Annotated in this window: 11 protein-coding genes; 1 reads left to right on the forward strand and 10 read right to left on the reverse strand. The window is 55.4% G+C overall.

The features are described 5' to 3' along the window. From FRD01_RS11485 to thiS, 5 genes are all read right to left on the reverse strand, one after another. Entirely contained in the window at positions 1–957 is a 957-nt protein-coding gene (locus FRD01_RS11485) for a hypothetical protein (protein WP_146959742.1), read from the reverse strand. Positions 958–1002: 45 nt separating this feature from the next. Then, complete coding sequence (locus FRD01_RS11490) at positions 1003–1482, reverse strand: hypothetical protein (protein WP_146959744.1); 480 nt, start codon at positions 1480–1482, stop codon at positions 1003–1005. 75 nt (positions 1483–1557) lie between these two features. Next, positions 1558–2133, reverse strand: coding sequence for a thiamine phosphate synthase (gene thiE / locus FRD01_RS11495; RefSeq protein WP_249756192.1), 576 nt, complete (start codon positions 2131–2133; stop codon positions 1558–1560). After that, positions 2130–2903 carry a thiazole synthase gene (locus FRD01_RS11500; RefSeq protein ID WP_146959747.1) on the reverse strand — a complete coding sequence of 258 codons (774 nt, stop codon included), beginning with the start codon at positions 2901–2903 and terminating at the stop codon, positions 2130–2132. Before FRD01_RS11500 ends, thiE begins: the two co-directional genes overlap by 4 nt. A 2-nt stretch (positions 2904–2905) precedes the next feature. Further along, complete coding sequence (gene thiS / locus FRD01_RS11505; RefSeq protein WP_249756193.1) at positions 2906–3121, reverse strand: sulfur carrier protein ThiS; 216 nt, start codon at positions 3119–3121, stop codon at positions 2906–2908. Between the two features lie 94 nt (positions 3122–3215). Here thiS and FRD01_RS11510 point away from each other — a divergent pair, with 94 nt between their 5' ends. Beyond that, the gene (locus tag FRD01_RS11510; RefSeq protein WP_146959752.1) at positions 3216–4205 is read left to right on the forward strand and encodes an Lnb N-terminal periplasmic domain-containing protein; all 990 of its coding nucleotides are present in this window, start codon (positions 3216–3218) and stop codon (positions 4203–4205) included. On the opposite strand, the gene FRD01_RS11515 is transcribed toward FRD01_RS11510, so the two are convergent. The 5 genes from FRD01_RS11515 to FRD01_RS11535 form a co-directional block, all read right to left on the reverse strand. Continuing rightward, on the reverse strand, positions 4202–6796 hold the full coding sequence (locus tag FRD01_RS11515) for an amino acid ABC transporter substrate-binding protein (RefSeq protein WP_146959754.1): 2595 nt from the start codon (positions 6794–6796) through the stop codon (positions 4202–4204). The genes FRD01_RS11510 and FRD01_RS11515 overlap by 4 nt on opposite strands. Continuing rightward, positions 6793–8079 carry an RCC1 domain-containing protein gene (locus FRD01_RS11520; RefSeq protein ID WP_146959756.1) on the reverse strand — a complete coding sequence of 429 codons (1287 nt, stop codon included), beginning with the start codon at positions 8077–8079 and terminating at the stop codon, positions 6793–6795. The genes FRD01_RS11515 and FRD01_RS11520 overlap by 4 nt, the downstream gene beginning before the upstream one ends. Positions 8080–8145: 66 nt before the next feature. After that, the gene (locus FRD01_RS11525) at positions 8146–9378 is read right to left on the reverse strand and encodes a helix-turn-helix transcriptional regulator (protein WP_146959757.1); all 1233 of its coding nucleotides are present in this window, start codon (positions 9376–9378) and stop codon (positions 8146–8148) included. A 77-nt stretch (positions 9379–9455) separates the two neighbouring features. Then, positions 9456–11045 (reverse strand): proprotein convertase P-domain-containing protein, encoded by a 1590-nt coding sequence (locus FRD01_RS24715; protein WP_146959759.1) that lies wholly within the window; start codon positions 11043–11045, stop codon positions 9456–9458. A gap of 18 nt (positions 11046–11063) precedes the next feature. Continuing rightward, positions 11064–11975, reverse strand: coding sequence for a proprotein convertase P-domain-containing protein (locus FRD01_RS11535; RefSeq protein WP_146959761.1), 912 nt, complete (start codon positions 11973–11975; stop codon positions 11064–11066). Between the last annotated feature and the right edge of the window lie 23 nt (positions 11976–11998).

The raw sequence follows: 11998 nt of genomic DNA on the forward strand, positions 1-11998 counted from the left end.
TTACTCCGGAGCAGGTGCCTCGCCGTAATCTTCCACTTTAGGACGCGCATCAGGTGAACACTTGGCATTCGCGCTCAGGTTCGAGACTCGCTCCTTGAGCGTGGCATCCTCAATTCCATCGGCCTTAAGCTGCCCGATATATTTGCAACGACTGTCAAAAATCTCGCCCATGCGATCTACCAACTTCTGGCGCTCTGCGGGGCGTTCAGCGATCTGCTTTTCAAGCTCAGCGGTGTATTCCTGAACCGTCTCTTTATCGCCGTCTTTTTGAGCCTGCTCGATACTTGCGCGGTACCAATCGTCACGCGACCCGAGGTTTTCGGCGCTCGACTCAAGGCGTCCGTAGTAGTCGCCGTAATGCTCGATCACGGCCAGTAGAATCTTGGCGTGAGCTTCGGGCTTGTCCTTTGCCCACTCAAGGTTTTGGTCGACGATGGGTTGAGCGTCACCAAGACCGCCTGGATTCTCGGTGTCCTTGCCGCGGACCATACCTCTGAGGCGCAGTGCGTTATTGACCCTGGAGACGCGGATCCACTCATTCTCAGGCATCGCTTTTTCCGCCTCAGCGAACATGGAGTCGGCTTTGGCCAAAGACTCGTCGGTGGCGCCTTTTGCCTCCATCTCTCGTTTAGCCACGTGGACCGGGTCGTAGACCACTTCGTTGAGGGTCCAAATGCTATGTTCTTTTGAGAGGTTTACGATCCAGAAATAGGGCCCGGTATTCGCCCTGGCGTGAAACTCGTCCACAAGCACGGGACCCTCGAGGGGCATGCGGCAGGCATCGGTCAAGATTTGGACCTTGCCGTCCACGGTCTCAACTTCAGCGAAATCATCCTGAGATGCCTTACACGCATCAATCTGAGGTTGAATCACCTTGAGGATTTTCTCTTCGTTACTCGTGCAGCCAATCAGGCCGACACACGCCATTACGCCCATCCATCGCGCGAGGTCTCTCATCTTATCTCTCTCGTCAAAATTCTCGATAAATTCCGTGACACGATGTCATTCTTCGTCCGGTTCTGACAAGTCTCCACCTTCATTCTTTTCGGGAACTTCTGGGGCTGGCTCTATCTCTTGCTTGCGCTTTTTCCACTCGTCTTTCTTCATCGCATCACCGCGCCGCCACTGGGAGTCGAGCACGGCCCACTCTTCGATAAAGCGCTCCTTCTTGACCACCATACCTTCGTCGTACCACTCAATTTCGGTCTCGACCTCGGCACGAATTCCGTCGAGTTTCACTGACTTCACGTCGATTTGCACGATCTTATACTCTTCACCGAGCTCTTCCTGACGGCCGAGAAACTCCTGGCGTTTTGATGGATGCACGTAGAGGCTCGCCTGCTCCCAGAGCCCCCATTTCATCTTCATGTGGTAGTCGGCCAGAGTAGGCTTGAGGTCGGTGGTTTCCTTGGTGTCGAGGTGTTTTTGGCTGGGCGCACACGCCACGAGGAAAAGAGAGAGGAGTAAGAATAGAAATCGCATAGTCTGCCCGCGTGGGTTGAATCTGCTGAATGTTAGGTGGTTCTCAGGATTAATCAAAAACGTTCTTGAAAGGCCCTAAGTCAGTGCCCTCGTCGACGCGACTCCCCACGCGCCAGCCTCCAAACAATCGTACTTGTTTTCGGAGGTGATGCCGCCGAGGGCGAACACCGGAATCGTCAAGGCGTGCGCCGCTGTCTTGAGCTGGTGGAGCCCCAACGGCGGCCCGTAGCCTGGCTTTGAAGCCGTAGGAAAGATCGGGCTCAAGGTCACGTAGTCGGCGCCATCTTCTTCGGCACGAATGGCCTCGGCTACGCTATGGCAGGACGCTCCTACAAAGCGCCATTCCATGAGCCGCCTTGCCGCCGAGACAGGCATACCGGTGGCCGGAAGGTGAACACCTGAGGCGTCGAGTGCGAGCGCGAGATCCGCTCGGTCGTTCACAATCAGCGATGCGTTGTAGGCGGCACAAAGAGCTGCAACTTTAGCCCCTAACTCCCATTGCACCGCGGCCGGAAATTGTTTGGCCCTAAACTGCACGAGGCGAATACCGTCCGCCAGAGCCGCCGAAACACTCTCCAAATAGGCGTCGGCATCATCGGGTTCAGTGGTGCCGGACACATTGGCCACCAAGTAGAGCTTATGCAGTTTCATTTCTTTCGCTGAATTAGGCCCACCGTGGGCGACGAGGGGTTCGCGTAGAGGCGTTTGGGGATTCGGCCGGCTCTGTGGGCCGCCCATCCCGCATGCACCGCGTCTTTAAAAGCGCCGGCCATCAAGACAGGGTCACGAGCCTCTGAGATCGCGGTATTTAGCAGCACACCATCACAGCCGAGCTCCATGGCAAACGCCGCCTCGGAGGCCGTACCGATTCCCGCGTCTACGAGCATCGGAACCTCCAACTCTTCTCGGATAATTCTGAAGTTGTATGGGTTTTGCACTCCCATACCGCTGCCAATCGGGGCGCCCAAAGGCATCACCGCCGCGCACCCTGCGTCCTGAAGCTTTCGAGCCAGAATCGGGTCGTCGTTGGTATAGGCCATGACCACAAAGCCGTCGCGCACGAGCTCTCGTGCGGCCTTCAGGAGCTCCTCACCGTCCGGCAATAGGGTCTTGTCGCTGCCAATCACCTCGAGCTTCAAGAGGTCGGTCTCGAGGGCTTCGCGGGCGAGCTGAGCGGTGAGGATGGCATCTCGTGCCGTGAAACAGCCGGCCGTATTGGGAAGAATCTGGAATTCCTCCAAGACCTCCAAAATCCCACCGTCCTTACTCGCCTGAATATCAAGCCGACGAATGGCCACGGTCACAAGCTCGCATCCTGCAGCCTTGAGCGCATCCAGCATCACCTGGTAGTTCGGATAGCCTGCAGTCCCGAGAATCAGTCGACTGGAAAAGCTATACGGTCCAATGTTCAATGGTTCCATTCTCAGCCTCCCTGCGTGGCGCGAATGATCTCGATGTGTTGACCATTTGAGATAGGCGTACTCGCCCACTGACTGCGAGGTACCACGCGATCATCAACGGCCACGGCCACACCCTTTTGGGAAGGAATGTCGAGGGCGACGAGGAGAGATTCCACATGTGGAGTTTCCAACTCCAGTGAATGAGCTTCCCCGTTTATGGTCAATGAGAGACGAGCCACACAAGCCTCCTTAGGAAAATATGGGGATACACCAGACTGAATAGAAGGAACACCCATAACTTTCCAATTCTGAGCGCGATGATAAAAGGAAAAGATGACGAATAAACACTCAAAAACATGGCGCGCTCTCACACTCCTACTCACCCTACCCCTTGGGGCATTGGTTGGCCTGACGGTCACCTATACCGGGGCGCTCGGCGGGCCGCTCATACTGTGGCGTGCTGGGCTTGGGGCTCTACTCGGGTTGGTGATCGTGGCTGCGCCTTTCGTGTTTGGGCGAAAGCAGAGCGTGAGCCTCATCCTGAGTATTGCAGCGTCTGTGGGCTTCTTTTGGGCCACGCACGAGCCATCAAACCAACGTCAGTGGTCACCGATCGCGAGCAAGACCGCCTACGCTGAGATCGAAGGCTCCAAAGTTCACCTCAAGAATGTGCGCAATTTCAGGCATCACGAAGACGGCACCGCTGAGCAGGCGTGGTACGACGCCACCTACGATGTCTCCGAGATTGAGCAAGGATACTTCGTGATGACCACCTTTGGGGGTATTGAAGGGCTAGCGCACGTGATGGTGAGCTTCAAGTTCAAGGGCGAGCGATATGTTGTGATGTCGGTCGAGATTCGACGTGAGGTGGGTGAGGAGTACCACCCAGTAGGCGGGATGTTTAGGCAATTCGAGCTCTACTACGTAGTGGCCGATGAACGCGATGCGCTCGCGCTTAGAACCCACGTTCACAAAGACCCGACCTGGCTTATCCCCATGAATGCTGGCCCTGAAAAGACTGGGGAATTCTTCATGGACATGGTCCGCCGAGCTAACGAGCTTCACACCGAACCGCAATGGTATAACTCGATTACGAGCAGCTGCGCTTCGAACCTTGCTGACCACTACGAAGTCATCAACAATGTGAGCCTGCCTCCGGACTATCGGATTCTGCTTCCAGGTTTCTCTGGCGAGATTCTGGCTGAGCTCGACTTGCTTCCTGAAGGGATGAGCGTTGAGGATGCCATGGCCTCATTCCGGGTGGACGAGAAAGCCAGGGCCCTAGAGCTCGACGATCACTGGTCCACACGAATTAGAGACTAAAAGACGTCGACTGCTGGCCGCTCGAGTGGCGGGTACGTGTTGATGGAATTGAAGAGCGTTTCGGTGGCGCAGATACTCTCGTCAAAGACCATCGAGAAAGAGACGTTGACGGGAAACGGGTTTTCGATATCTCCATGGTAGACCACGCCCTTTCCTGTCAGACGAGGTCTTCCGAAATACTGAAGTGCCTGGGTCTCAAGGAACCCACCGTTGGAGAACCAACCCGCGTCAAACTGTGACTCACCTCGAAGGTCCGCGGTAAAGTCAGCGTCAAGTCCTTCGCGCATGGTGGCGGTCTTCCAAAACCCTGGGGCGAAGCTCAAAATGTAGCGAGGGTCAGTGAGAATCTGGCTTAAGGACTCGCCCATCGACATGGTGACAATGGGCGCGACCGAATCTCCGCGTTCGACAAAGTCCCCGATACTGAAGTCTGTCAATCCCAACCCGTATTCTCGGCTGTGTGCGCCTTCTCGCGAGACCACGCTGAAATAGCACGTACATTGACCGTAACTGAAGGCAGTGGTGTCACTAAACTCTCCCACGGTCGCCGTGACACGCACGTCTCCAGAGCCTTCGGAGGGGGCCGTATACGTAGTCCCTTCAAGAGTTCCTTGCCCCTCCAAAGCAAGGAACTCAGGTTGCGCAGATAGTGGGCCGCTCTTGGCTACTTTGAGCTCAAGCGACTCACCGTTCGGCACACAAACTCCACGCGGACCAATCGAAACGTCCCCGGCCCGCACGATGATCAACTTGGAACGCTCAGGTGGGTTCAGCGAAGGCGCCCTTAGACCACCTTCACTTCTAGATGACACCTCAATGATGTACGGAAATAGCGAGGCATCCGTAGGCGCCACGTGCTCTACCGTGCCGTTTTCTCCGCTAGTTTGGAGCACCGCAAAGCCGCGTAAAGTGCCGGCGGCAGTGCTCCAGTCGAGCGATGGATCCTCGGCGTTTCGCACGCCGTAGTTGATGTCCACGGATTCGCCTGGCGAAAGCAGGATTTCCTCGGGCACATCGATCTCGATCTTATCGACTCCCATGAAGAGGATAAGTTGGTCGAGTTCTCGAAGCGGAAACTCTTCGATTTTTGGAACGAGTGTGACCGCATCCTCGCCGACTTTCGTGAACTGATAAACCAGGTCTTCCGCATCGTTATCGTAGGGTCGAACCACATTGGTGCGGCTCACCATCCGTACCCACTTTGGATCGTTGATGTCGATATCGGTCCAAGTGTACGGCCCAGCTTGAGGGTAGACCCCTTCCTTGTCATTCATCGTAGAGTATTCGCCAGCAAAGAATCCTGTGACGTTGGAGGTCACTCCTACGAACACAGAGATGAGGTGTTCGGAAGTCTTGGGTGGCAGGTTTCGGCCGAAGAACGTGATCGCCTTCTCTTGGCCCACAGCGCTGGTGACGTATTTTTCGAAGTACTTCCCACCAACGGCCGAGAGAAACTGCAGTGCGACTCTCAGCGCGCTTCCAGTCCAGCTCCATTGGTTTGACGTCGCATCCACCAGAATTGTCTTAGCGCTGGCGCTGATCGGAAGTCCGGTTGGAATCCCGCTTTCATCTTCGATCACTCGGAGTGTAGTATCCACGCGAAGGTTTATGAGGCGCGCCGGGAGCAGGTCACAAAACGCCTGAAAGACTTCAACAAAAACGGTTCCCACCAATGCGTATCCGTTCGCGACTTGACCTACAAAACCGCCATGAAGTGCGATGAAGCCGGCCGCAAGGACGGAGTTGGCGTAACCGGTCTTTGACGCACCACAGTATTGTGTGCGCTCTTTTGCCCAATAGGCGAGATCCGTGGCGTTGCGGATCTGGGTCTTGAAGGCCGTCGCCGCGTTGATTGGAGCGTCGAAAGAAGCCACCGCTTCCTCGAGCCGCGCGGACTCAGCGATCACGGCGAGTCCGGCGTTGAAGTAGGCCAGTTCATCGGCGCTCAAGTTCTCGATGCCTTCGATGAGGCCATCACCGGGTTTTCGCAAGTGATAGTTAGCCACAGCTAGAGGCTGCAACATGGCATCGACCTCGCCCGCGTCTTCTCCAGCTCCTATGGCTTCGAGGAGTTCACGGTTTCCACCGTGACGCACGGCCATCGCGTCGATGACCTTCCCGAGGTTCTCAGCCAGTTCCTTTGCTGTTCCAGCCGGCGCGGGATTGAGCGTGATTTCGATGTCATGGGTCGGGCAGCTAAATACAGTGCCATCAGCAAGAGTTCCAGCGAGCTGCAGTGTGTATTGACTCGTTCCAATCCGCGGGGGAATGGGAACAAAAATCCCGTGACTTTCTTCCTCATCCTCCACGTCCATGATCGCCAGCGGATATGGAATGGAAAGCGCATCCGAATGAAACCAGAGAACCCGATCTTCGGCCCTCGCGATCGCACTCGGTAGCGAAAAAAGAACTCCCTCGCCCGCCTCAAACTCGGCTTTTTCAAATGGAAACGAGTTACAGTTTTGAGCCTCAAGTGGCGGCGGTCCGGCACCATCCGGATAAGGCGTAGCGGGCACCGGAGCAGGGGCATCCGAGGTTCCTGAGCCGCAAGCAGAGAAGAAAGAGACAAGGAAGAGGGCAACGTACTTCAAGGCTGCACCTCGACTACCACGGGAGCGGTCAGGCTGAAGCTCTTCAGGTTTCCAGATTCCGCGTCTGCTGGAGCCCGCACTCCGGCTTGCCAGCTGTCATTCGCCCCGAAACACGCGGTGCGAGAATCCTCCAACGTGGCACACATAAAGTCTTGACCACCGGCGAGTGAGGTTGGTGCTGCTGGATAACCCTCGATTTCGACGAAGGTGGCGGAGTCTTCGAAACTCCCCGTCAAACCATGATAGCCATAACCCGCACATGAGAGTTTATCGCCCGAAATCACGCACACCGACTCGCCGGTGACCGCCATATCCTGGACTGGCGTTGGCGCTGACACTTTGGTTGGAGGAATCTTTGCGAGGTCGGACTCGACCCCAAATCCACACACAGGTGAGCCCCAACAGTGTAGCTCGTCATTCTCAAGGAGAGCGCACGCGCACGCATTGGTGACGTCTAGCTTTCTGGCCGGTGCCGGCAGCGGTACCAGTTGAGGTTTCGTCGTGCAGTAACGAATCGCGAGCGCACCGCCCCCAGCACAATCCATGTGGTCAGGATTCATACGATCGTCGGGCACCCCGAGCAGACCAATGAAATTCGAGCCCCAACAATAGACCTCGCCCGACTCAGTAAGGACGCATGAGGCGTCACCTCCCAATTCGATCTGCGCAACCGTCGCGCCGTCGAACTCAAGATCGGCCGGTGCGGCGCCGTTTTCGATGTCGTCGATCAGCCCCCCAGCCCCGTATTTTGCCTGCCCCCAACATTTTAGATCGCCGTTATCGAATGAGGCACAGACGTGGGACGTACCAACTCCCACGTGCCCTACTCCTGAAGGAAACACTTCGACGGGGCTCTTTGAAACAGGCTTATCGAAGAATCCACCCAGGCTAATGAGTTCCGTTTCCACGCCTTCCACCCCGAGTTGCCCCTGGTCGTTCGGGCCCCAACAGTAGAGCGCCCCATCTTGTGTGACGGCACAGGCGGTCTCGACGAGTGCCACCTCTTTAAATTTAAGGGTACTCGCGATTGAGGCCGCGAGTTTAGGTTGACCCGCAATGCCCTCTTCGGTCGGACCACGTCCAAGGGTGCCGTAGAGGTCCCCGCCCCAACACAGTAGTTCTCCGTCAGTCTTGATTCCACACGTTGTGGAAAGACCAGCTGCCACGGTGCTCGCACCGGTGAGCTCGGCCTTCTGGCTCGGCGTCTCTATCGGCTCGTCGTCCGAGGTATCCCCACCACATGCTACCATCAACAATGAGATTCCCATCCAAAGGCGCATCATTTCTCTCCATTACGTAGAATTGACGCAGACTTTTTGCAGAATGTGATCTGGAGACAAATAGGTAAATCATTGAGATTTCAGACGCGCCACGAGCTCGTGGCGCGAATTCACATCAAACCGTCGATATAGGTCTGCGATCTGATTCTGCGCAGTCTTAATGCTGACGCCTCGATCCATCGCGATTTGTTTTGGCGATTCACCGCTGAGAATCATGGTCAAGGTTTCCCGAAGCGCTTCTGGAAGGTCGTCGGGAATAGAGTCAGGCCGATCCACAGCCACGAGGATCTCCAGATCTTGCAAATGCGCGGAGCCACTCTCTCCGTGAAGAAGCGTGCCGATACGGGCGATGAGTTCGCTATCGTCCAAGGCATGAAAGACCTGACGGGCGCGTTGCAAGTGGTACGCGACCGTACTCTGGCTCAACCCGAGCTCATAGCCGATGAAGGTCTGGGAATGCCCCTGAAGCAGATACCAGACGATTTGAGCCTGTTTTTGAGAAAGCCCGGCGAATTTCTGCCCTTCAGGTGAATTAGCGAGGGCAATGACGAAACGGCGCCCGTCGGAATCAAAAACATCGACGAGGGACCACTGGCCTGCAACAAGGGCTTGCCAACGGCTTAAACGCTCATCATCAGGGACCGTTGCAAGTTTGAGTTGGTCTAGATTCAAAGCGGCTCGACGCAGTCGTTCTCGAGTTGTCGGCGTCTGAGCACTACCTCGAAGATCCAAAATCTTTGATTGTTCGGGATCAAACACCATCTCAGCGTTCTCGAGCGGGTCTGAACCACTCAGAGTCACATGCAACCTTCGGATTGCCGCAAGGTGCGACGCGACCGCCAGCCAGCGACGACGAAAGGAAGCCTGGAGGGTGGTCGGAGCGTCCAGGAATGCTCCGAAGAAGAAACCCATTCCGGAAGCGTTCCCGGCGCAGATTGCCGCACAATCCACGATTCCGTTCTCTCGGAAGAGTTGCGCCACGTGGTTTGCCTCAAGCTCTTCTAAGCGCTTGGAAAGTGTGGAACACTGGATGGTGTCAAAGAGTCGAGCCGTCTCGGCTTTGTGATTTGAACCGAGTTCTTGAATGACATCACCCACAAGACTCGAAGGCACCCCGTCGGGACTATGATGCGCGTGCGGAAGCGAAATCGCCCCATTCTCGAATTCGTAGACAAACCCAAAGCGTGCTTCGGCCGCAGGGAACAAAGCGCTCAAACCATCCACAACCTCGGACTGCCATTGGGAATGCGTGAGGTCTAGATCGTAAGCGCGTTGTAAGAACTCAAAAGGTTTTGTCTGCACCTATTTTTCCAAGCGTAGCCAATAAAAAAAGCCGACCCGATTGGGCCGGCTACATAACTGACTCAACTTAGGAGTACTTAGTTACAGACAAGATTCAGTTCAGCGGTGTTAAAGGTCCCGTCATCGCCAGTACCGAGATCCTCGATAGTGACGGTCCATGTACCGGTTCCATCTTCGCTTCCGAAAGTATTGAGGAGGTCCCCCGACGTTGAAAAGAGTGCCTCTGTTGAGTAGTCGGAGAACTCGCCGATTATCTCATCGATTGAAGAGCCGCCAACTCGATTCCAAAGAACATACTCCGTCCCAAGTGGGGAAATCAGGGTGATGATCATGTCACTTCGCCAAGAATGCACGATATCAACGGTAAGCTCGACTTGCTCAACGCTTGCACACGCGGCGACAGCAAATTCTACCTCGACCGGATCAGTGTTGGTATGCGTGATGGTGGTAGTACCAGTTGCAACACCAGCCACGGTGACGTTCGGAGTCTGACGTGGCGGCGGTGGGACAGAAAGGGTCTGCGCGTTGTCAAAACCGACTCCGGCCGGGCTAAACTCAGCCATGATAAGCTTCAGGTTTGCGTCATCATCAAAGTAGGGCGCAATAATCGTGGTCCAACCGTTGCTTAGAAATGTTGTGCTCAAAGTGCCCACAAAATCGTCTACTTGGTCAGCATTGGTATCAATTCCAAAAGGAATACTGTTGCTTGACTGAACTTCGATCGGAGCGGAAACGGTTCCTGCTGCCAACCCTGTGAAGAGCGCCACGGCAGGATCAGCCGTGTTGTCGTAAATATCGACTGCTCCAACGCCGTTTGCTCCATGGAACGCATAGAGACGAGTCGTCAAGTCGGTGGTATCAGCCTGATCGATCTCTACAACTGTGAAAGTGGCTCCTGCATTGTCGTGAGCGATCACGACGTACGACTTCTGATAGTCAAGCACGAGATTCAAAGTTTGGACGAACGTGTCGTCCTCGAGAAGGATATCAACGTCGAGCGTAGGCGAGTTAACAACTTCGAGATCGGTTACATCTTCAAACTCGATCGAATCGAAATCGGGAAGTGCATCCACAGTTCCAGTAGGAGCAACCTTCACGGTACCCGTATTCGGAAGAATGTGCACAACTGCAACGCGAGCTTCGAACTCCACGAGGTTTGCAGAGAAGTCGAAGATATCGGTGGTGCAACCATCGGTCGCTACGACGATGAAGTCGGCTGTGAACTCGGCATCTCCTGAGAATTCAAACTCGTTGAACGCACCTGTTGCTGCTGGCTCTTCGCCGTCAAGCGTGATGAATTCAAAATCGACGCCTTCGGTCAGAGCGGTTCCACCTGCTTCTACCTCGATAGTAAAAGGTACCGGAGCACCGATGAAGTTACGCTCTTCGATACCCGTTACTCCAGTGATTTCGATACGCTCAACACCGGCACATGCGGCATCGCTTCCGGCTGCACCGTCGCTTCCGTCTGCACCTGCGGGACCTTGAGGACCTTGAGGACCAGCAGGGCCGGCTGGGCCTTGATCACCTGCGGGACCTTCGCCACCTGCGGGACCTTGTTCGCCGGCTGGGCCTTCTGGGCCAGCAGGACCGGTTGCGCCGTCTTCACCGCAACCGGTGAATGCAAATGCACCCAAGAGGAGCGCCAAAAAGATTTTCGTATTCATAAGTATATCTCCGTTAGATTATTCGCAAAAAAGTTCAAGCGACGCTGAGTTGAATACACCATCGTCAAAGTCAGTGAAGTCATCCTCAATTACAAGCGTCCAGGTTCCGTCCCCGGTTATACCTGAAAACGTTGTCTCAAGATCGGGGATCAAGAAGTAGTCTTCACTCGTGAGCGCTTCGAGGTGCGAGAAATACCCAACAACGTCGTCTGTCGAGTCAAACGCTGAGTCGGCAAGGAGCAGTTCTTCTGCACTTGGAGCGGTAAGAGTAAAGATGAGGTCGCCACGAAAGACGTGGGTGACATCCACGTTGAGCCCTACAAACTCTACAACCGAGCACCCAGTCACATCAAAGGTTACAGTGACGATCGGTGTGTCACCGTCGATTGTGGTCACGTCTGGCGTTCCCACTACGGTGACATCTGGAGTTGGAGGTGTTACTTCGACGTCGAAGGTATAGTTTGCGGTTCTGCAACCATCATCCGCGATGACCGAGTAAGACTGAATTCCAACGACACTGGTGTCGATGAGGTATTCACCGACGTTGGTTCCTTCCTCTGGGTCAGTTCCGACCCAGATGATATCCGCATCCACTGGGCCATCATCGTTGGTCACGTTCAGCGTGAATACAGCATCTGCAGCGCCGAACTCCACGGTGTTCCCATTTGCTTCCACAATGAGTGCCGATGCGCCGTCGCATTCACCTTCGACACCGGGCTCACCGGTCTCACCGTCTTGACCAGGTTCACCGGCCGGTCCTTGAGGACCTTGAGGGCCTTCGTCACCCGCGGGACCTGTTGGTCCAGCTGGGCCATCGGGTCCGGCCTCACCGACCGGTCCTTGAGGACCTTCGGGTCCTGGCCCACCATCTTCACCACCACAAGCACCAACCATGGCACTGAGGAGGCATATCATGAGCGTTTTCTTCATGCTCTCTCCTTTGGATAAGAGGT

This window comes from Microvenator marinus, assembly GCF_007993755.1.
GTDB classification, from domain to species: Bacteria; Myxococcota_A; Bradymonadia; order Bradymonadales; family Bradymonadaceae; genus Allomicrovenator; species Allomicrovenator marinus.

What these genes read in the sequence shown, in the direction of transcription:
- FRD01_RS11485 (WP_146959742.1), bottom strand. Translation starts at nt 957, where the DNA reads ATGAGAGACCTCGCGCGATGGATGGGCGTAATGGCGTGTGTCGGCCTG.
- FRD01_RS11490 (WP_146959744.1), bottom strand. Translation starts at nt 1,482, where the DNA reads ATGCGATTTCTATTCTTACTCCTCTCTCTTTTCCTCGTGGCGTGTGCG.
- thiE (WP_249756192.1), bottom strand. Translation starts at nt 2,133, where the DNA reads ATGAAACTGCATAAGCTCTACTTGGTGGCCAATGTGTCCGGCACCACT.
- FRD01_RS11500 (WP_146959747.1), bottom strand. Translation starts at nt 2,903, where the DNA reads ATGGAACCATTGAACATTGGACCGTATAGCTTTTCCAGTCGACTGATT.
- FRD01_RS11510 (WP_146959752.1), top strand. Translation starts at nt 3,216, where the DNA reads ATGACGAATAAACACTCAAAAACATGGCGCGCTCTCACACTCCTACTC.
- FRD01_RS11520 (WP_146959756.1), bottom strand. Translation starts at nt 8,079, where the DNA reads ATGATGCGCCTTTGGATGGGAATCTCATTGTTGATGGTAGCATGTGGT.
- FRD01_RS24715 (WP_146959759.1), bottom strand. Translation starts at nt 11,045, where the DNA reads ATGAATACGAAAATCTTTTTGGCGCTCCTCTTGGGTGCATTTGCATTC.
- FRD01_RS11535 (WP_146959761.1), bottom strand. Translation starts at nt 11,975, where the DNA reads ATGAAGAAAACGCTCATGATATGCCTCCTCAGTGCCATGGTTGGTGCT.